Origin of the sequence: Micromonospora gifhornensis, assembly GCF_016863515.1 — a bacterium.
In the GTDB taxonomy this organism is placed as follows: Bacteria; Actinomycetota; Actinomycetes; order Mycobacteriales; family Micromonosporaceae; genus Micromonospora; species Micromonospora gifhornensis.
Genome location: NZ_BOPA01000011.1, coordinates 191,517 through 210,232 on the forward strand (window position 1 = coordinate 191,517; position 18,716 = coordinate 210,232).

The 18,716-nt window shown below is 70.1% G+C and carries 19 protein-coding genes and 1 pseudogene; 12 read left to right on the forward strand and 8 right to left on the reverse strand.

Going from position 1 to position 18,716, the window contains the following annotated elements; all coding sequences use genetic code 11:
- Positions 1–64 precede the first annotated feature (64 nt).
- The 4 genes from Vgi01_RS07160 (at position 65) to Vgi01_RS07175 (ending at position 5,632) form a co-directional block, all read left to right on the forward strand.
- Entirely contained in the window at positions 65–1,528 is a 1,464-nt protein-coding gene (locus tag Vgi01_RS07160) for a TldD/PmbA family protein (RefSeq protein ID WP_204290510.1), read from the forward strand.
- Positions 1,529–1,795: 267 nt separating this feature from the next.
- On the forward strand, positions 1,796–2,602 hold the full coding sequence (gene sdhC, locus Vgi01_RS07165; RefSeq protein ID WP_204290511.1) for a succinate dehydrogenase subunit SdhC: 807 nt from the start codon (positions 1,796–1,798) through the stop codon (positions 2,600–2,602).
- A 13-nt stretch (positions 2,603–2,615) separates the two neighbouring features.
- The gene (locus Vgi01_RS07170; RefSeq protein WP_102660875.1) at positions 2,616–4,562 is read left to right on the forward strand and encodes a fumarate reductase/succinate dehydrogenase flavoprotein subunit; all 1,947 of its coding nucleotides are present in this window, start codon (positions 2,616–2,618) and stop codon (positions 4,560–4,562) included.
- 2 nt (positions 4,563–4,564) lie between these two features.
- A complete protein-coding gene (locus Vgi01_RS07175) occupies positions 4,565–5,632 on the forward strand; it encodes a succinate dehydrogenase/fumarate reductase iron-sulfur subunit (RefSeq protein ID WP_204290512.1) in 1,068 nt (355 codons plus the stop codon).
- Between the two features lie 343 nt (positions 5,633–5,975).
- Here the strand turns inward: Vgi01_RS07175 and Vgi01_RS07180 are convergent, their stop codons facing one another.
- Positions 5,976–6,419, reverse strand: a complete 444-nt coding sequence (locus tag Vgi01_RS07180) for a (deoxy)nucleoside triphosphate pyrophosphohydrolase (RefSeq protein ID WP_204290513.1) — start codon at positions 6,417–6,419, stop codon at positions 5,976–5,978.
- A gap of 183 nt (positions 6,420–6,602) precedes the next feature.
- Between Vgi01_RS07180 and Vgi01_RS07185 the strand changes: the two genes are divergently transcribed.
- Together Vgi01_RS07185 and Vgi01_RS07190 are read left to right on the forward strand one after the other, a co-directional pair.
- Positions 6,603–6,926: a 4a-hydroxytetrahydrobiopterin dehydratase gene (locus Vgi01_RS07185; protein WP_204290514.1), complete on the forward strand. Its 324-nt coding sequence runs from the start codon at positions 6,603–6,605 to the stop codon at positions 6,924–6,926.
- A gap of 67 nt (positions 6,927–6,993) precedes the next feature.
- Complete coding sequence (locus Vgi01_RS07190) at positions 6,994–7,356, forward strand: PH domain-containing protein (protein ID WP_013735804.1); 363 nt, start codon at positions 6,994–6,996, stop codon at positions 7,354–7,356.
- 55 nt (positions 7,357–7,411) lie between these two features.
- Here Vgi01_RS07190 and Vgi01_RS30505 read toward each other — a convergent pair whose 3' ends face one another.
- Positions 7,412–7,663 carry a hypothetical protein gene (locus tag Vgi01_RS30505; RefSeq protein ID WP_239088829.1) on the reverse strand — a complete coding sequence of 84 codons (252 nt, stop codon included), beginning with the start codon at positions 7,661–7,663 and terminating at the stop codon, positions 7,412–7,414.
- Positions 7,664–7,675: 12 nt separating this feature from the next.
- Positions 7,676–7,957: pseudogene (locus Vgi01_RS30510) on the reverse strand (DivIVA domain-containing protein); the annotation flags it as partial.
- A gap of 293 nt (positions 7,958–8,250) precedes the next feature.
- Here Vgi01_RS30510 and Vgi01_RS07200 point away from each other — a divergent pair.
- Entirely contained in the window at positions 8,251–8,658 is a 408-nt protein-coding gene (locus Vgi01_RS07200) for a GntR family transcriptional regulator (RefSeq protein WP_102660878.1), read from the forward strand.
- A gap of 606 nt (positions 8,659–9,264) precedes the next feature.
- Here the strand turns inward: Vgi01_RS07200 and Vgi01_RS07205 are convergent.
- Complete coding sequence (locus Vgi01_RS07205) at positions 9,265–9,705, reverse strand: DIP1984 family protein (protein WP_204290526.1); 441 nt, start codon at positions 9,703–9,705, stop codon at positions 9,265–9,267.
- Positions 9,706–9,754: 49 nt separating this feature from the next.
- Positions 9,755–10,009 (reverse strand): hypothetical protein, encoded by a 255-nt coding sequence (locus tag Vgi01_RS07210; RefSeq protein WP_199180366.1) that lies wholly within the window; start codon positions 10,007–10,009, stop codon positions 9,755–9,757.
- Positions 10,010–10,256: 247 nt separating this feature from the next.
- Here Vgi01_RS07210 and Vgi01_RS07215 point away from each other — a divergent pair, with 247 nt between their 5' ends.
- Positions 10,257–10,994, forward strand: coding sequence for a class I SAM-dependent DNA methyltransferase (locus tag Vgi01_RS07215; RefSeq protein ID WP_204290516.1), 738 nt, complete (start codon positions 10,257–10,259; stop codon positions 10,992–10,994).
- 52 nt (positions 10,995–11,046) lie between these two features.
- Here the strand turns inward: Vgi01_RS07215 and Vgi01_RS07220 are convergent, their stop codons facing one another.
- Entirely contained in the window at positions 11,047–11,517 is a 471-nt protein-coding gene (locus Vgi01_RS07220) for a hemerythrin domain-containing protein (RefSeq protein ID WP_204290517.1), read from the reverse strand.
- A 162-nt stretch (positions 11,518–11,679) separates the two neighbouring features.
- Here Vgi01_RS07220 and Vgi01_RS07225 point away from each other — a divergent pair, with 162 nt between their 5' ends.
- Positions 11,680–12,399 (forward strand): SanA/YdcF family protein, encoded by a 720-nt coding sequence (locus tag Vgi01_RS07225; RefSeq protein WP_373306888.1) that lies wholly within the window; start codon positions 11,680–11,682, stop codon positions 12,397–12,399.
- A 16-nt stretch (positions 12,400–12,415) separates the two neighbouring features.
- Here Vgi01_RS07225 and ychF read toward each other — a convergent pair whose 3' ends face one another.
- Both ychF and Vgi01_RS07235 read right to left on the reverse strand, forming a co-directional pair.
- Positions 12,416–13,501, reverse strand: a complete 1,086-nt coding sequence (ychF, locus tag Vgi01_RS07230) for a redox-regulated ATPase YchF (protein WP_102660883.1) — start codon at positions 13,499–13,501, stop codon at positions 12,416–12,418.
- A gap of 167 nt (positions 13,502–13,668) precedes the next feature.
- Entirely contained in the window at positions 13,669–14,154 is a 486-nt protein-coding gene (locus Vgi01_RS07235) for a hypothetical protein (RefSeq protein WP_102660884.1), read from the reverse strand.
- 439 nt (positions 14,155–14,593) lie between these two features.
- Between Vgi01_RS07235 and Vgi01_RS07240 the strand changes: the two genes are divergently transcribed.
- From Vgi01_RS07240 to Vgi01_RS07250, 3 genes are all read left to right on the forward strand, one after another.
- Complete coding sequence (locus Vgi01_RS07240; protein ID WP_204290527.1) at positions 14,594–16,147, forward strand: DNA-3-methyladenine glycosylase 2 family protein; 1,554 nt, start codon at positions 14,594–14,596, stop codon at positions 16,145–16,147.
- 74 nt (positions 16,148–16,221) lie between these two features.
- The gene (locus Vgi01_RS07245) at positions 16,222–16,719 is read left to right on the forward strand and encodes a methylated-DNA--[protein]-cysteine S-methyltransferase (RefSeq protein WP_373306893.1); all 498 of its coding nucleotides are present in this window, start codon (positions 16,222–16,224) and stop codon (positions 16,717–16,719) included.
- 174 nt (positions 16,720–16,893) lie between these two features.
- Positions 16,894–18,716 (forward strand): ABC transporter ATP-binding protein (locus Vgi01_RS07250; RefSeq protein WP_204290519.1); only part of this gene is annotated, 1,823 nt, incomplete at its 3' end.

Here is an 18,716-nt window from a genome sequence, read left to right on the forward strand (position 1 = left end):
GCACCGTGAGCGCGAGGAGTGAGCCGTTCCTGCGAGCCCCGCAGTCGCGAACGAAGGTGGATTCATGAGTGAGTTGGCGCTTGCCGGGCAGGAATTGGCGCTTGCCGGGCAGGTGGTGGAGTTGGTGAGGCGCCTCGGCGGCGCGAGCGCGCAGGCGGAGGTGACGGTGAGCCGGGCGGAGCTGGCCCTGACCCGGTTCGCCAACTCCGCGATCCACCAGAACGTCGCCGAGTCCGCCGTGGAGGTCCGGCTGCGCATTCACCTGGACGGTCGTACCGTTGCCGCAAGCAGCACCACTGTCGACCCCGACGGCCTGCGTGGGCTGGTGGAACGGGTGCTCGCGGCGGTGCGGTTCGCGCCTCGGGACCCGGCCTGGCCGGGGCTCGCCCCGCCGGCGCCGGTGGCCTGGTCGCGGTGGGACGCGGCCACGGCTCAGGCCGGGCCGCACGACCGGGCGGCGCTGGTCCGGGCCTTCGTGGACGCGGCGGAGGGCCTGGAAACCGCCGGCTACTGCCGGACCGCGTTCCGCTCGGTGGCGTTCGCGAATTCGGCGGGACAGGCGGTGCAGGGTCACACGGCGGAGGCGGCGATGGACGGGATCGCCCGGGCCGGCGGTGTCGACGGCACGGCCCGCGACTGTGTGGAGCGGCTGGCCGACCTCGATGCCGCCGCGTTGGGGCGTCGGGCCGCCGCGAAGGCCCGGGCCGCCACCGACCCGGTGGAGTTGCCGCCCGGGCGGTACCCGGTGGTGCTGGAACCGGCCGCCGTGACCGACCTGCTGGAGAATCTCGCCTGGTACGGCTTCAACGGCAAGCGGTACGCCGAAGGGCAGTCCTTCGCCGAGCCCGGGGTGGCCCAGTTCGATCCGGCGGTGACCCTGGTCGACGATCCGTTCGACGCGGCCGGGTTGCCGTTCGACCTGGAGGGCACGCCGACGGGCGCGCTGCCCCTGGTGGACGCGGGGCTCACCCGTGGCGTGGTGCACGATCGACGCAGCGCCGCCGCAGTGGGCGGCGAATCCACCGGGCATGCCTGGGAGGGCGCCAGCACCGTCGGCCCGATCCCGCGCAACCTGCGCCTCGTCGCGGCCGGGGCGACGACCGCCTCGGGCCCGGCCGGCACTGCTCCGGCGACCTCCGGCGCGGCAGCCGGCACAGCGGCAGGTGGCGGGGCGGTGGGGCCGTTGGCCGGGGCGGTGGCCGATGCGGACACCGCCGCCCTGGTGTCCCGGATGCCACGCGGCCTGCTGATCAGCGACCTGTGGTACACCCGGGTGCTCGACCCGAAGAGTCTGGTGATCACCGGCCTGACCCGCAACGGGGTGTGGTTGGTCGAGGACGGCCAGGTCACCCGGGCGGTCCGCGACCTGCGTTTCACCGAGTCGTACCCGCGGGCCCTCGGGCCGGGGGCGGTGGTGGAGGTGGGTCGGCGTACGGCCCGCCAGCCGAACCGCTGGGACGGTGCCCGGTGGGAAGCGCCGTCGCTGGCGCTGGCCTCCTGGAACTTCACCGGCGGGGCGTCCGGTTGACCAGCAGTCGACCGCTCGTCGATCTTTTTCGGACGCTCGCATATTGATCATGGCAGGAGGCTTTCCAAAGAGCGGGACACACGGGACACTGCCTTGCGCGGACGGCCCGCCTAGATCGGCGTAACGTGTGTCACTTAGCTGCTCCGGTACGCCCGGCGCGGTCGTTGGTGTGCGCATGACGTGACATGCGGTGCCGGCATGGCCGGCCCGCGTGCCGACCGGGAAGTGTTCCGCCGCCCGTGAGAGGGCCCCGTCAGGGAGACACGAATGACATCATCGGCAACGAAACCGCGGGGAGCGCGCGCACGCGCCGCCATCGCGGCAAAGACGTTGCGTACGGACCGTTGGTGGATCGCCCCGCTGATCACGGTCATCGGGCTCAGCGCGTGGATTGCGTATGCGACGGTCCGGGTCTTCATGCACAAGTGGTACTGGGTCGAGCAATACCACTACCTGACCCCGTTCTACTCCCCGTGCGTGACCGACCGGTGCATTCCGGAGGCCTCCCACTTCGGGCAGTACCTGCCCGGCTGGTGGATCATCCCGGACGCCGCGTTCACCCTGCCGTTCCTGCTGCTGTTCCGGCTGACCTGCTACTACTACCGCAAGGCGTACTACCGGTCGTTCTGGCTCTCGCCGCCGGCCTGCGCGGTGCCGGACGGCCACGCCTCCTACAGTGGTGAGACCCGCTTCCCGCTGATCGTGCAGAACTCGCACCGGTACTTCTTCTACTTCGCCGCGGTCATCTCGCTGATCAACACCTGGGACGCCATCGCCGCCTTCCGCAGCCCCGAGGGCTTCGGCTTCGGCCTGGGCAACCTGATCCTGCTCGGCAACGTGATCATGCTGTGGGCGTACACGATCTCCTGCCACTCCTGCCGGCACATCATCGGTGGCCGGTTGAAGCACTTCTCCAAGCATCCGGTCCGGTACCGCGCCTGGGGCTACGTCTCCTGGCTGAACGTCCGGCACATGCAGCTCGCCTGGATCACCCTCGGCACGTTGGCGCTCACCGACTTCTACGTCATGTCGGTCGCCGCCGGGTGGATCTCCGACCTGCGGTTCATCAACTAAGGGCCCCGCTGACATGACTAGCACTACGACTCGCATCGAACGACACCACTACGACGTCGTCGTCATCGGGGCCGGCGGCGCCGGCCTGCGCGCGGCGATCGAGGCGCGGCTGGCCGGCAAGAAGACCGCCATCATCTCCAAGTCGCTGTTCGGCAAGGCGCACACGGTGATGGCCGAGGGTGGCGCCGCCGCAGCCATGGGGAACGTGAACAGCCGGGACAACTGGCAGGTGCACTTCCGCGACACCATGCGCGGCGGCAAGTTCCTCAACAACTTCCGGATGGCCGAGCTGCACGCCAAGGAGGCGCCGCAGCGGATCTGGGAGCTGGAGACGTACGGTGCGCTGTTCGACCGTACGAAGGACGGCAAGATCTCGCAGCGCAACTTCGGCGGCCACGAGTACCCGCGACTGGCCCACGTCGGTGACCGGACCGGCCTGGAGCTGATCCGTACCCTCCAGCAGAAGATCGTCTCGCTCCAGCAGGAGGACAAGCAGGAGTTCGGCTCGTACGACGCCCGGATCCGGGTCTTCTCCGAGACCACCATCACCGAGCTGCTGCTCGACGGTGACCGGGTCGCCGGTGCCTTCGGCTACTACCGCGAGTCCGGCGAGTTCATCCTCTTCGAGGCGCCGGCCGTGGTGCTCGCGACCGGTGGCGTCGGCCGCTCCTACAAGGTCACCTCGAACTCGTGGGAGTACACCGGAGACGGTCACGCGCTGGCGCTGCGCGCCGGGGCGACTCTGATCAACATGGAGTTCCTCCAGTTCCACCCCACCGGCATGGTCTGGCCGCCGTCGGTCAAGGGCATCCTGGTCACCGAGTCGGTCCGTGGTGACGGCGGGATCCTGAAGAACTCCGAGGGCAAGCGGTTCATGTTCGACTACGTCCCCGACGTCTTCCGCAAGCAGTACGCGGAGACCGAGGAGGAGGCGGACCGCTGGTACACCGACCCGGACAACAACCGACGCCCGCCGGAGCTGCTGCCCCGCGACGAGGTCGCCCGCGCGATCAACAGCGAGGTCAAGGCGGGCCGGGGTACGCCGGCCGGCGGTGTCTACCTGGACATTGCGTCCCGGTTGCCGGCCGAGGAGATCCGCCGCCGCCTGCCGTCGATGCACCATCAGTTCAAGGGACTGGCCGACGTCGACATCACCAAGGAGCCGATGGAGGTCGGCCCCACCTGCCACTACGTGATGGGTGGCGTGGAGGTCGACCCGGACACCGGTGCCGCGTACGGCTCGGTGCGTGGTCTGTTCGCCGCCGGTGAGGTCTCCGGCGGCATGCACGGCTCCAACCGCCTCGGCGGTAACTCCCTGTCCGACCTGCTGGTCTTCGGCAAGCGGGCCGGCGGCCACGCGGCCAACTACATCGACCAGCTCACCGCCCGCCCTCGGGTGGAGGTGACCGCCGTGGAGACGGCGGTGGAGACCGCACTGGCTCCGCTGCAGCGCGACACCGGCGAGAACCCGTACACCCTCCAGCAGGACCTCCAGGCGGTGATGGGCGACCTGGTCGGCATCATCCGGCGGGAGGCCGAACTGGCGGACGCGCTGGTCCGCCTGGCGGAGCTGCGCGAGCGGGTGGCGAAGGTCAGCGCGGCCGGCGGCCGGCGCTACAACCCGGGCTGGCACCTCGCGCTGGACCTGCGCAACATGCTTGTCGTCTCCGAGTGCACCGCCAAGGCGGCGCTGGAGCGCCGTGAGTCGCGTGGCGGTCACACCCGCGAGGACCACCCCACCATGGATCCGCAGTGGCGGCGGGTCAACCTGGTCTGCTCGCTGGAGGGCGACACCGTCCGGCTGGACCGCAAGCCGCTGCCGAAGATGCGCGCCGAGTTGATCGCCCTGTTCGACCGCGCCGAGCTGGCCAAGTACCTCACCGACGAAGAACTCGCCGAGTTCGATGCCCTCGCCGCCGCCGAGGCCGAGGATACCGACGCCGCCGGGAAGGAGAGCTGAAGATGGGTACGAAGCGTCAGTTCCGGATCTGGCGAGGCGACGCCGACGGTGGTGAACTGCAGGACTACGCCGTCGAGGTGAACGAGGGCGAGGTGGTCCTCGACGTGATCCACCGGTTGCAGGCCACCGACGCGCCGGACCTCGCCTGCCGGTGGAACTGCAAGGCGGGCAAGTGCGGCTCCTGCTCCATGGAGATCAACGGCATGCCCAAGCTGGGCTGCATGACCCGGATGTCGACGTTCGAGGAGAACGAGACGGTCACGGTCACCCCGCTGCGCACCTTCCCGGTCATCCGGGACCTGGTCACCGACGTGTCGTTCAACTACGAGAAGGCCCGCGAGACCCCCGCCTTCGCTCCCCCGGCCGACCTGGCCCCCGGTGACTACCGGATGCAGCAGGTCGACGTGGAGCGCTCGCAGGAGTTCCGCAAGTGCATCGAGTGCTTCCTGTGCCAGACCGTCTGCCACGTGATCCGTGACCACGACGACAACAAGCCGGCGTTCTCCGGGCCGCGATACTTCATCCGGGCCGCCGAACTGGACATGCACCCCCTGGACGACCGGACCGACCGCAAGGAGTACGCGCAGTCGGAACAGGGCCTGGGCTTCTGCAACATCACCAAGTGCTGCACCGAGGTCTGCCCCGAGCACATCAAGATCACTGACAATGGGATCATCCCGATGAAGGAACGGGTCGTCGACCGCAGGTACGATCCCCTTGTGTGGCTCGGCAGCAAGATCTTCCGGAGGGGTCAAGTGCCTCAGACCATCGTGACCAGCGAACACTCCCCGGGCGCGGTGCGCTCCAGCGCCAGCGGCCAGGGGGTGCACTCGCACGCGGGCGGCTCGCACGACTCCGCCGCCGAAGTGCAGGCGCAGCAGGGCGTCAACTGGCACCGTGAGGTGCCCAGGCCGACCGCTCCCGCAGTCGGTGCCAACGGAAAGCTCCCCCTGACGGAGCTCACCTCCGACCGCGCCGCCGCCCCGAGCCCCTTCGGCGACGACGTCACCTTCCCGCTCCCGCCCGAGCACCTCAACTTCGCCCACCCCAAACAGGACGAAAAGCACTAGTTCGGACACCCGCAACACCCGAAAGGGGACCGAGGCACCCGCCCCGGCCCCCTTTCCCATCCCCACGCGCCCTCACGCGGCAGCGCACCCCGCCCGCCCGCGCCCGCGCCCGCGCCCCGCGATCTTGCACTTTTGGTCGCCGCATACGGGACATAGGGCGCGATTCGGCGACCGAAAGTGCAAGATCGACGGGCCGAGGAGGAGTGGGGCGCGGGAGCAGGGGCTCAAGGGCGCGAGGTGCGGGGTGCGGGGCTCAAGGGCGCACGCGGGCTCAAGGGCGCGGGAGTGAGAGTGGGAGTGGGAGTGGGAGTGGGCGCGTGGACGCGGAGGGCGCGTGGGCGGGTTAGGGGTTGGGGGTTAGGAGGGGGCGGAGGGCGGCGACTATGGGGGTGTCGGCGGGGAGCCAGGTCACGGTGTCGAGTTCGCTGGCGGAGAGCCAGCGGATATCGGAGTGTTCCAGGGCGCGTGGGCGGTCGCCGTGGAGCAGGCGAGCGGCGTACACCTTGAGCACGCTGCGGCCGTGCGCCATCCGTACGTTGCGGCCGACCCGCTCGCCGACCTCGACGCGTACGCCCAGTTCCTCGACGCACTCGCGGGCGAGGGCCGCCGTCTCGCTCTCCCCCGGTTCCACCTTGCCGCCGGGGAACTCCCACATGCCCGCCACCTCAGGTGGCGCGGAGCGCGCACAGGCCAACACCCGGCCATCCTCGATGATCGCCGCTCCCACGATCACCTTTGGGTCTCGTCGGGCGGCCTGTCCGGTGCCGTTCGCCCGTTCGGTCCACACGGACGTCCAGCGTGCCAGATCAATCGGCGGTTTGGGTAGCGTGGTCGTCCGTCAGGCCAGGAATCCCCAGAAGTGTGGGCGTGGACACACCATCCGTGCGACGTAAGACTAGAGGGCACCGACAAGACACGGGGCGGCGACGATTTGGCCACAAGCCGGCAACGAAGCCTGGGAGGTGCGGTAATGCGTGCGCTGTTCGGCGGTCGCGCGAAGCACGACTACCTCAGCGACGCGCTCACCCTCCTGAACGGGTGGACGCGGGAAGGCGAGCAGATCCGGCGCACCTTGGTCATCGACGACACTCAGCATGCCGCATTGACCGAGCGAGTCAAGGTGGTCGCCGACGCGCTTCATCTCCGGCCGGAGATCAGCCGGCGCGCCGACCACACCCAGATCCGGGTCGGGCACAGCAACAGCCCGCTCAGCGAGGGCGAGGTCCTGTTGGCCGCCCGCATCGAGGATGCGTACCGGGCGGTCGCCGAGCCGGGCGAGGGTCGGCCGACCTGACCGGCCCGTGGGCGGCCAGGAGCCGGGGGTACGGGCTGACTGGCGTCGGCCGCCTACGGTGAGGCGCATGGCGAACCCCACGTACGACCGTAAAGAGCAGTTCCAGCAGATACAGAGCGGCCTGCTCGACGGTGAACAGATCATCGCTGTCTACGACGCCGTCGGCACCGGCACCGGGTTCATCGGGCTGACCGACCGGCGCGTGATCATCCAGGACCGCTCGTTCATCGGCAAGCGGTACGCGATCACCAGCATCCCGTACTCGAAGATCACCAGCGTGAGCGTGGTCAGCAACAAGTCCTGGGGTGGTTCGTTCTTCTCCACCGGCGCGATCGCCATCCACGTCGGCACGCACACCTACGAGGTGGAGTTCCGGGGCGACCAGAAGAGTCACCACGTGCACAACGTGATCCTGCACTACATCAGCTGACCAGGCCGAATAACCCGGAGAGCACGCGGGTAGGCCCATCCAGCCACCGGAGCGGTCACCGGGTCACCCGCCGGGAACACGGGCCGTCGTGGTCGGCGCGCAGCACACACCGCCGGCCACCGACCACCCGCAGATCACAGAAGACCCGATGGCGTACGCCCTGGGAGTCCTCGGCCGAGACGGTGGTCTCCCCCGGGTCGGTCCGGGCGAGCAGGCTCGCCCACCGCGCCACCACCCGACCCAGGCGTACCGCGGCGGCCAGGTCCCCGGCGACCACCGGCAGGTGGATGACGAACCGCTGACCCATCAGCGCTGCCCCGCGTGAGCACGCTCGGCCTGCTCGGACTGCCAGCAACGCATCCTTGATCCGGTCGGCCTCCTGCCTGCTGACGCCGAGGGCGGCGTAGACGCTGGCCAGGTCGTCGGCGACCTGATCCAGGAACTCACGCACCTCCCCCGGATCGAGCCCACGCCGCCAACGCCGGGTGGACCGGAACTGCCGACCCCGCACCTGCCACGGCCGCAACGGTGAGTACGCCGCCGACCGGTAGTAGCCCGGCTCGTGCGTCTGCCGAACCGACTCGCCCCGACCGGCCCACACCCACCGTCCGATACGCCGGAGGATTCCCACGCCCTGCCCCCCTCCCGTTGTGGATCTTTTTGGAAGTGGGCACCCGCCAACCCGGGCCGGCGGGTGCCCACGGCCCTGCCACCGCAGCCCACCGGCAGTACGGCGACAGCAGCTCAACGTCACGCTCGGGAGTGAGGCACCTCGTGTTCCCGCCTCCAGATCGAACGCACAGCCCGACGATAGCAATGTGGCGACAATCCAACAATGCATCATGGCTATATAGCCGTGTCGGATCGTTCCCATGGCGGCACAAGGCTTACTTCATGACGATCGATCCGCGCTCGCACACGCCGGTATACGTCCAGCTCGCAGACCTGATTCGCGAGCAGATCGAGACCGGCGCCCTGGCTCCCGGATCGAGCATCGGCAGCGAGGCCCGGTTGAGTCAGGAGCACGGGATCGGACGCGACGCGGTTCGGATGGCCATCTCTCTGCTTCGCTCGGAGGGACTCGTCACCACGAGCCGCCCGTTCGGCACCCGGGTCCGGGAGACTCCCCAGCGCAGAACGGTCCAGCTTCCGGCAGGTGCCGCCGTGGTCGCTCGAATGCCGAGCGGTGCCGAGCGACGGTCGTTCGACCTGGACGAGGGCGTCCCTGTGCTTGAGGTGCGCTACCCGGACGGCAGCACAGAGAGCTTCCCCGGCGACGAGGTGGAGCTGACCTTCCCGTAGCGGGCAGGACCGGTCGAGCAGCGGCATAGGCATCGGTAAGACTTGCAGCACGGCTGTCGCGCTCGGCGGCAGATGTGCATGTCGGGGATGACCCCGCGAAGCTGCGGATCAGCGGGATGTTTGCTCCGTGGTTTCGGGATGCGAGGCTGAAGCGCGTGGCCTCTCGACCGACAGGCAGGTGGAACTTCTCGCGCTCGGTGCGTCGCTGCACGCAACGGCACCGGCGCGGGCAGAGCCGGTCAGGCCGACCGAGCTGGCCGCGATCACCGCGTTGAAGCTGGTCGCGCAGCCGGTCATCGCGTACGCGGCCGGGCCTGGCCGCGGTGGCGGCGTTGCTCGGATAGGCCCGTCAGCAGTGCGGGCATTGAAGGTCGTAGCGAACGAGCGTTGCGGAAAGCCCCTGTCCCACCCTCGCCGTCGTGGATCTGCACTCGGTAGTGTGCCGTGCCCTGTGCGCCGTCACCTGTGTGCTGTGCTGGGCGTGCGATGTGTGTCGGGGAGTCGAACCCCTACGCCTGCCCTCGGCGCACCAGGAGTGAACCGGATTACCCGCCGGCTCTCGGGTTCGTGCACGCCTCCACGTCGGCTACCTGCTCCGCAAAACTCTCAGTCCAGCAGGTCGACCTCCCAGTTCGTCCGCTGAATCAGGGTGTCGACCTCGCGGAGTTGCCGGGCGAGGTCGTCGGCCTGGCTGCGCAGTTGCGCCACCGCAAGCGCCGGGATCATCTTCAGCTCGGACCGCAACTGACGGAACCCTCGCTGGCACTCACCGGCAGCGGCGTCGGCGGCGGAGGTGACCATGCGGTGCTGCAGGCGAAGCACGTCGCGGCGGGCCAGCGCGTCGGTGAGGGTGCCACCGTCGACCGGGGTAGCGGCGTTGGTGCGGTTGATCCGCCGCATCAGCGACTCCAGTTCACCGAGCACCTCGCCTGCCTCCACGAGAAGACTCGCGGCGCCCTCGGCGGGTGTCTCGCCCTCCTGGTAGCGAGCGCTGGCGACGATGCGGGCGCGGAGCTGTTCGGAGGTCGTCGCTCGGCTATCCGGCAGTGGGGCAAGAGGCCCCCGGGCCGGGACGGTGCCCGGCCCGGGGTTGGGCTCACTGGACCAGGGTGACCTGGTAGTCCAGCGTGGTGCCGCTGGCGGTGTAGGTCGCGGTCTGGCCGTTCTGGCAGTACGAGACGAACCGGTTGCCCGGCACGGTGTTGCCGGCGGTGGCGCTGACCACCGGGCGGACGTCGGTGCCCTCGGGAATGTCGGTGGTGGTCAGGTCGATCACGCGCCACTGGTTGATCGGGTACGTGTCGGTGGAGGGCGTCGGGGTGCCGGTCCGGGTCACCACGTTGAAGGACATGGTGGCGTCGCCCTCCGACGGCGCGCTTCGAAAAGGGGTTGCCCGCGTTCGATCGATCGCGGTTCGGTGGTGGCAGAGCCGAGGGCATCGGCTCACCGCCCATCGAGTGGAGGGAGCAACGGACATGAGGGACGCTGCGACGCCTGCCCAGCGAGAATCCGTTAACCGACTCGACGAATCGAGGCTTTGTGCGTACCCGAGAAGTAAGGGCGCCGCGCGGCGCTGGTAGTTACGACGGGGGCCGCTGATGTCGGTCTTCGAAGATCCGGGGCATTTCGGCAGTTACTGGGCCGACACCTACGACCAGCCCGGCGGGCTGCCGGACCCGGAGCCGGCTGTGGAGTTCCTCGCCGGTGTGGCCGGTGACGGGCCGGTGCTGGAGTTGGCCAGCGGCACCGGACGGGTCACCGTTCCGCTCGCCGCCCGTGGCATCGCTGTGGAGGGCGTCGAGGGGTCAGCGGCCATGGTCGCGAAGATGCGGGAGAAGCCGGGTGGCGACGCCATCCCGGTGGCCGTGGGCGACATGGCGGACGTGCCGGCGCCCGGTGGGCCGTACACGTTGGTGTTTCTGGTCTTCAACACGCTGTTCAACCTGGTGCGGGCCGAGCGGCAGGCGGATTGTTTCCGCAACGTCGCGCGGGTGCTGAAGCCGGGCGGCCTGTTCGTCATCGAGACGTACGTGCCGAACGAGGCCGACTTCGACCGGGACGAGCAGGTCCGGATGCGGGACGTCACCGAGACCTCCGCCACCATCAGGTTGCACAAGTACGACCGGGCGGCGCAGACGTTCCTGCGGCAGACCATCACCTTCGACGGTACGGGGGTGCACCTGCACCCGTTCGCCATGCGGTACCTGTGGCCGGAGCAGATCGACGAGCTGGCGGCCGACGCCGGTCTGCACCTGGTCGAACGTTACGCCGACTGGGACCGCACCCCCTTCACCAGCACCAGCCCTTCCCACATCTCCCTCTACCGACTCGGCTGAGTTGAATCTTGGTACGGGAGTGCCCTCCTGGGGGCGTTCCCGTACCAAGATCTCAGAGAGGACCGAGGGCGGTGCGGGGATCAGTCGGGAGGGTGAGGGTTTCCACGACAGTCAGGAGCTGGCGTTCCTCGTAGCGGAAGTGTGACTCCATGATGGCCGCCACGCCTTCCAGGTGCCGGTTCAACTCCTCTGGCGGGGCGGCCCGCGCCACCGCTGCCTGAAGCCCACCCAACAGGTGCGCGATCATCGAATGGTCCTGTTGGAGGTAACGCAGGGTGTCCCGCAGTTGCGGATACTGCTCGGCGATCGCGGGGAACAGCTCACGGTCCTCGCCCTCGTGGTGGGCGGTCAGGGCAGCACAGAACCCGTGACAGAACAACAGCAGATCTCTGGTCGCCGGCTCCGCCGGCACGCCGTCGGCCAGGGCTTCCCTGGTCACAGTCAGCGCTTCGCGGAGTCTTTCGTGCACCCGGCGCAACTCATGACTCCAGGCCACCAGCCTGGTCTGCTCGCCCTCACCCACAGGTGACGGGCGAAGGATCAATGATCATCATCATCGATTCCCTTCGGTCCGGCGCCTCCATGCCTGACACGGTCTGCCACCGGCACGCGACGCTGCGGCCAAAGTACCAGGGGTCGCATCGACGCGTCGCCTCGCATGGTGCCGCCTGGGATAATGATCGACATGGCGATCCGTACCGTTGTGCTGGCCTGGCTGCGTCGGATCCGGGAGAACGGTCGCGGTCGCTGGCTGCGCCGGGCGGTCCTCGCGGGTGCGGTCGGCGCGTTGCTGCTGGTCGCCGCGAGCTGGGCCAGTGTGAGCTGGATCCGGTCCGGCGCCGAAGGGCGGATGCACACCGCGCAGACCGTCCCCGACACTCCGGTCGCCCTGGTGCTCGGCACCCGGGTCCAGCCGGACGGCACCCCGGCGCCGTTCCTCACCGCCCGTCTGGAGATCGCCCGCGAGTTGTACGCCACCGGCAAGGTCCAGGCGATCCTGGTCTCCGGCGACAACATGAACGCCGACTACAACGAGCCCGAGGCGATGCAGCGGTGGCTGGTCGAGCACGGGGTACCGGCCGACAAGGTGGTCCTGGACTACGCCGGCTTCGACACGTACGACTCCTGCGCCCGCGCCAAGCGGATCTTCGGCGTGGAGCGGGCGACGGTGGTGACCCAGCAGTTCCACCTGGCCCGCGCCGTCACGGTCTGCCGCCACCTCGGCGTGGACGCCATCGGTGTCGGCGACGAAACCGCCCGGGAGTACGACCGGACCTGGCGGATCAGTTCCACCCGCGAGTACGGCGCCAGCGTCAAGGCCGCGCTGGACGTGCTCTCCGGCCGCGACCCGGTGCACCTGGGCAGCCGCGAGACCGGTGTGGACGACGCGCTGCGCGCCGGCTGAGCGGCGGCGACCCCCGTCAGACGTTGAAGCGGAATTCCACGACGTCGCCGTCCTGCATGACGTACTCCTTGCCTTCGATGCGGACCTTGCCCGCCGCCTTGGCCGCCGCCATCGAACCGGCCTCGACCAGGTCGGCGTAGGAGACGACCTCGGCCTTGATGAAACCGCGCTGGAAGTCGGAGTGGATGACCCCGGCGGCCTCCGGCGCGGTCGCGCCGATCGGGACGGTCCAGGCGCGCGCTTCCTTCGGCCCGGCCGTGAGGTACGTCTGGAGCCCGAGCGTGCGGAAGCCGATCCGGATCAACTGGTCCAGCCCTGGCTCGGACTGCCCGATCGATTCCAGCAGCTCGCGGGCCTCCTCCTCGGGCAGGTCCACCAACTCAGATTCGATCTTGGCGTCCATGAAGACCGCCTCGGCCGGGGCCACAAGCGCCCGCAGTTCGTCGAGGAACTCGGCGTTGTTCAGCTCGGCCTCGTCGACGTTGAAGACGTACAGGAACGGCTTGGTGGTGAGCAGGTGCAGCTCACGCAGGTGCTCCAGCTCGATCTTGGCGGCAGCGGCGCCTGCGTACAGGGTGGTGCCGGTGTCCAGTACCTCGACGGCGGCCTTCGCGGCGGCCACGGCAGCGGCCCGGTCCTTGCGGAGCTTGGCTTCCTTCTCCAGCCGGGGCAGCGCCTTCTCCAGGGTCTGGAGGTCGGCCAGGATCAGCTCGGTGTTGATCGTCTCGATGTCGTCGGCCGGGGAGACCTTGCCGTCGACGTGCACCACGTTCGGGTCGGAGAAGGCGCGTACCACCTGGCAGATGGCCGAGGCGTCGCGGATGTTCGCCAGGAAGGCGTTACCGCGCCCCTGCCCCTTGGAGGCACCGCGGACCAGCCCGGCGATGTCGACGAACGACACCGGCGCGGGGATCACCTTCTGCGAGCCGAAGATCTCGGCGAGCTTGTGCAGCCGATCGTCCGGCAGCCCGACCACGCCCACGTTGGGCTCGATGGTGGCGAACGGGTAGTTCGCCGCGAGCACATCGTTCTTGGTCAGCGCGTTGAACAGCGTGCTCTTGCCGACGTTGGGCAGGCCGACGATGCCGATGGTGAGACTCACGACGAGCCAGCTTACGCCGCCGCCCGACGATCCCGGGCAGCGGTGGGTCACCTGCCGAGGCCGGGCCCGGTGCCGTGGGCGACGACAGGTCGGCGTGCGTCTTCCGGGCGTTGGTCGCGACGGGTCAGCGGTCCTGGGCTCGACCCGGTGGTGCTGGCGACGACAGGTCAGCTGTGCGGGGTCGGGCTCATCTGGCGGGGTATCAGGGTGTCGACCCGCAGTGCGCCGGGGGCCAGTTCGGCGGCGGCGGCCAGCGGAAGGGTGAGCCGCGCGGCGGCTACCGAGTTTGCCTGGTGGGACTCGTTGAGCATCCAATGGACCTCGTCAGCCGTCCAGCCGAGCTGCGGGCGACCGGCGATCTCCCGGAGCAGCCGCAGCGCCGCCCAGGTGTCGTCGTCGTAGAAGCGCATGCACCAGTGGTGCACCCACATGCCGAGCGCCCGTACGCCGTCGTCGTCGAGCGAACGCAGCAGTCGCCCGCAGGCGGTGTCGGCGAAGGTCCGCGCGGGGTCGTCGGCACGATCCCGCTCGATGGCGCCGACCGCCGCCGGCGCGACCGCGCGCATCCGCTCGTAGAAGCGTTGGACCACGGACTCGTCCAGCGGCACCTGCCCCTGCCTCGGCTCTGCCGCCCGACCCACCACGCTCGCCATCGCCCGCCCCTTCTTCAGTTGCTGGCGGCACGCTACCCACCACAACCGACACTTCCCCGCCCCACCCCACACCCCACCCCCACCCCACCCCGCTCCAAGCCCACTCCACGCCCACTCCAAGCCCGCTCCACCCCGTCGATCTTGCACTTCTGGTCGCTAACTCGCCCCCTTACACACCCTTTGTCCCGACGGGAACTGCATGATCGACGGCGCTAGGCGGGTGCGAAGCGGGGCGGGGCGGGAGGCGACACGGGCGACACGGGGCGGGGCAGCGCGAGGCGGGGCGGGGCGAGGCGGGGCGGGGCGAGGCGGGGCGGGTGAGGCAGCGCGGGCGGGACGAGGGGCGGCGGGGGGCGGGGCGAGGCAGGGCGAGGCGGGGGCAGGGTGGGGTCCGAAAGCCGCCAGTCGGGGGGTGGGGGTGGGGCGCATGATCGGGGGTGTGGAGCTGGACTTTGAGCGGTGTTATCGGGCGGTGGACAGCCGTGACCAGCGGTTCGACGGGTGGTTCTACACGGGCGTGACGTCTACCGGGATCTACTGTCGGCCGTCCTGTCCGGCCGTGACGCCGAAGCGGCACAACGTCCGGTTCTTTCCCTCGGCGGCGGCTGCTCAGGGTGCCGGGTTGCGGGCCTGTCGACGGTGTCGACCGGACGTCTCCCCCGGTTCACCGCAGTGGGACGTCCGCGCGGACGTGGTGGGTCGGGCGATGCGGTTGATCGCCGACGGGGTGGTGGATCGGGACGGGGTGCCCGGGTTGGCTGCCCGGCTCGGGTACACCGAGCGGCACCTGCACCGGATGCTCCGGGCCGAACTCGGTGCCGGTCCGTTGGCGCTGGCCCGCGCGCAGCGGGCGCAGACCGCCCGTACCTTGATCGAGAGCACTGAGCTGGGTCTGGCCGAGATCGCCTTCGCCGCCGGGTTCGGCAGCGTCCGGCAGTTCAACGACACGATCCGCGAGGTGTACGGGGTACCTCCGTCGCAGCTTCGGGCCCGTCGGCGTACGGCGCTCGGCGGGTCGGGCACGATCACCTTGCGGTTGGCGTACCGCCCACCGTTGCACGCTCCCGCGCTGCTGGAATTTCTGGCGCTGCGCACCCTGCCGGGTGTCGACGAGGTCCGGGACGGGACGTACCGCCGGGGGTTGCGGTTGCCGCACGGCACCGGGGCGGTGGCACTGACCCCGGCGGACGGGCATGTCGCGGCCACCCTGCGGCTGACCGATCTGCGTGACCTGGCACCGGCCGTGGCCCGCTGCCGGCACCTGCTCGACCTCGACGCGGACCCGGTCGCCGTCGACCAGACCCTCAGCGCCGATCCTGCCCTGGCCGCCGCCGTGGCCGCCGAACCCGGGGTACGCGTCCCCCACGCCGTCGACGGCTTCGAAATGGCCGTCCGCGCCATCACCACCCAACAGGTCTCCCTCACCTCCGCCCGCACCACCCTCACCCACCTCCTCACCACCCTCCACGCCCTCCGCACCCCCGCCCGCGACGGTGTTGATCAAGAGGTTTGCGTCGGGGATGGCGCTCAGGAAGACGCAAACCTCTTGATCAACGGAGCGGAGGAGGATTTCGTCGGGGCGGAGGGGGGTTCGTCAGGGGTGGAGGGGGTTCGGGTGGGGGGTTTTCCGGCGGCGGAGGAGGTGTTGGGGGTGCCGGATGAGGGGTTTCGGATGCCGGTGGGGCGGCGGGAGGCGATTCGGGCGGTGGCTCGGGCGGTGGTGGCGGGCGAGCTTGATCTGGAGGTGGGTGGGGAGCGTGGGGAGGTGGCGCGGCGGTTGGCACAGGTGCCGGGTGTCGGGCCGTGGACCAGCGGTTACATCGCGATGCGGGCGCTCGGCGACCCGGACGTGTTCATGCCCACCGACCTCGCCGTACGCCGGGGCGCCGCCGCCCTCGGGTTGCCCGACTCCCCTGCGGCCCTCGATGAGTACGCGACCCGCTGGCGGCCGTGGCGCTCGTACGCCGTCGTCCGGCTCTGGCGGGCCGCATGAATACGACCCTGGCAAGCAGTGTGAATTCGACCTTGGAGAGCAGTGTGGGTACGACCTTGCGAAGCAGTGGGGCGATCATCGACAGCGCCACCGTCGACACGCCCGTCGGTCCGTTCACGATCCTCGCCGCCCCGGACGGGGCGGTCCGGGCCGCCGGGTTCACCGCCGATCCGGCGGCTGTGCTCGCGGTGATGCACCCCGGCCTGCGCGGTGAGCCTCGCCAGCGGCGCGACCTCGGCCCCGTCACCGCGGCCGTCGAGGCGTACCTCGGCGGTGACCTGACCGCGATCGACGACGTACCGGTCGAGCAGCACAGCGACGGGATCTTCCTGACACACGCCTGGCAGGTGCTGCGCGAGGTGAAGGCGGGCCAACCGGTCACCTACACCGGGTACGCCGCACTTGCCGGTCGCCCCGCCGCGGTACGCGCCGCCGCCTCGGCCTGCGCCCGCAACGCCGCCGCCCTCTTCGTCCCCTGCCACCGGGTGCTGCGCACCGACGGCAGGCTGGGCGGCTACCGCTGGGGGTTGCCGGTGAAGGAATGGCTGCTCACGCACGAGCGACGGAGCTGACAGGCGGCCGGGCTGAGGCACGCTGACGCGCCCGCATCGCTGACAAGCGCGTGCATCGACGGACACCCATGACCCAAGTGGGGCCGTAGCTGGTCAGGCCGGTCGACAAAAGGGCAACACCGGTGACAACAAGCCGACAGTAGTGCCGTCCTCATTTACCGCTACCGTCGGGTAGTGGCTGCGGGAGGCGGCGACGGCCCGGCCGGACGGGCCGAGGTCAGGAGACATCCACTCGGGAATCTGTGGCGACTGCGGCGCTATCTGCGCCCGCACGCCGTGGAGTTCAGCGTCCTGCTGCTGGCCGGGTTCGCCTCGACCGGGGCGGGCATCGCAGTGCCGCTGGTGGCCCAGCGGGTGGTCGACGGCCCGGTGGCCGACCGGGACCTGCGCGGGCTGTTCCAGCTTGCCGGGCTCGCGTTGGCGCTCGGCCTGATCGAGGCCCTGTTGATCTTCATCCGTCGGTGGGTGCAGTCGTCGTCCTCGGTGGCGATGGAGGCGACCATCCGCGACGACATCTACGCCCACCTGCAACGGTTGCCGGCCAGCTTCCACGACCGGTGGCCCTCCGGTCAGCTGCTCTCCCGAATCACAAGCGACCTGTCGGTGCTGCGCCGGTTCCTCTCCTTCGGACTGCTCTTCCTCGTCCTGAACCTGACCACCTACCTGGTCGTGGTGGTGCTGCTGGTCCGGCTGCATCCGGTGCTGGGCCTGCTGGTGGCGGCCAGCGCGGTGCCGCTGTTCGTGATCGCCCGCCGCTTCGGCCGGCACTACCACGCCGCGTCCCGCCGCATGCAGGACCAGCAGGGCGACGTCGCCACCCAGGTCGAGGAGACCGCGCAGGGTCTGCGCACCATGAAGGCGTACGGGCGGGGGCCGCAACTGACCGACCGGTTCGTGGCCAGCACCCGCGCGCTGCACGACACCGGGGTCGGCAAGGGCAGGCTGCTCGGTCGTACCGCCGCACTGCTGGACCTGGTGCCGAACCTGACCCTCGGCATCGTGCTGGTGGCCGGTGCCGCCGCGGTCGCCGACGGCCGGCTCACCATCGGCCAACTCGTCGCCTTCGTCAGCCTCCAGTTGATGCTGATCTGGCCGGTGCAGTCGCTGGGTTGGATCATCGCCAACGGCCAGGAGGCGGCCACCGCTGCCGACCGGATCCAGGAGGTGCTGGACACCGCGCCGGCCATCGTCGACACACCCGAGGCGGTCACGCTGGCCCGGTCGACGGTGCGCGGCCGGCTCAGCTTCGAGGCGGTCACCTTCCGCTATCCGGGCATCGCCGCGCCGGTGCTGCGGGGCATCGACCTGACCGTCGAGCCCGGTGAGACGCTCGCCCTGGTCGGCGCGACCGGCAGCGGCAAGAGCACGCTGCTGTCCCTGGTGCCCCGCTTGCACGAGGTCGAGACGGGGCGGATCACCCTCGACGACCACGACCTGCGCGACCTGCGGTTGGCCTCGCTGCGCCGGCTTGTCGCGGTGGCTTTCGAGGAACCGACGCTGTTCTCCATGTCGGTGTGGGAGAACCTCACCCTGGGCCGCCCCGACGCCGGTGCCGACGAGGTACGCGACGCTCTCGCGCTGGCGCAGGCGGAGTTCGCGTACGACCTGCCGTGGGGCCTGGACACCCGGCTCGGTGAGCAGGGGCTGTCGCTGTCCGGTGGGCAACGGCAACGCCTGGCGCTGGCCCGCGCGGTGCTGGTCCGCCCTGCGGTGCTGGTCCTCGACGATCCGCTCTCCGCGTTGGACGTGCACACCGAGGCGCTTGTGGAGTCGGCGCTCAAGCGGGTGTTGCGGGACATGACGGCGCTGCTGGTGGTGCACCGGCCGTCCACCATCGCGCTGGCCGACCGCGTCGCGCTGCTGGAGGACGGCCGGATCACCGCCGTCGGCCGACACACCGACCTGCTCGCCGAGGTGCCGGCGTACCGCGCGCTGCTCTCCGCCGAACCGACCGGCACGCCACCGTCCCAGGCCGGAACGCCACCGTCCCCGGCCGA

What these genes read in the sequence shown, in the direction of transcription:
- Vgi01_RS07160 (WP_204290510.1), top strand. Translation starts at nt 65, where the DNA reads ATGAGTGAGTTGGCGCTTGCCGGGCAGGAATTGGCGCTTGCCGGGCAG.
- sdhC (WP_204290511.1), top strand. Translation starts at nt 1,796, where the DNA reads ATGACATCATCGGCAACGAAACCGCGGGGAGCGCGCGCACGCGCCGCC.
- Vgi01_RS07170 (WP_102660875.1), top strand. Translation starts at nt 2,616, where the DNA reads ATGACTAGCACTACGACTCGCATCGAACGACACCACTACGACGTCGTC.
- Vgi01_RS07175 (WP_204290512.1), top strand. Translation starts at nt 4,565, where the DNA reads ATGGGTACGAAGCGTCAGTTCCGGATCTGGCGAGGCGACGCCGACGGT.
- Vgi01_RS07185 (WP_204290514.1), top strand. Translation starts at nt 6,603, where the DNA reads ATGCGTGCGCTGTTCGGCGGTCGCGCGAAGCACGACTACCTCAGCGAC.
- Vgi01_RS07190 (WP_013735804.1), top strand. Translation starts at nt 6,994, where the DNA reads ATGGCGAACCCCACGTACGACCGTAAAGAGCAGTTCCAGCAGATACAG.
- Vgi01_RS30505 (WP_239088829.1), bottom strand. Translation starts at nt 7,663, where the DNA reads ATGGGTCAGCGGTTCGTCATCCACCTGCCGGTGGTCGCCGGGGACCTG.
- Vgi01_RS07200 (WP_102660878.1), top strand. Translation starts at nt 8,251, where the DNA reads ATGACGATCGATCCGCGCTCGCACACGCCGGTATACGTCCAGCTCGCA.
- Vgi01_RS07210 (WP_199180366.1), bottom strand. Translation starts at nt 10,009, where the DNA reads ATGTCCTTCAACGTGGTGACCCGGACCGGCACCCCGACGCCCTCCACC.
- Vgi01_RS07215 (WP_204290516.1), top strand. Translation starts at nt 10,257, where the DNA reads ATGTCGGTCTTCGAAGATCCGGGGCATTTCGGCAGTTACTGGGCCGAC.
- Vgi01_RS07225 (WP_373306888.1), top strand. Translation starts at nt 11,680, where the DNA reads ATGGCGATCCGTACCGTTGTGCTGGCCTGGCTGCGTCGGATCCGGGAG.
- Vgi01_RS07235 (WP_102660884.1), bottom strand. Translation starts at nt 14,154, where the DNA reads ATGGCGAGCGTGGTGGGTCGGGCGGCAGAGCCGAGGCAGGGGCAGGTG.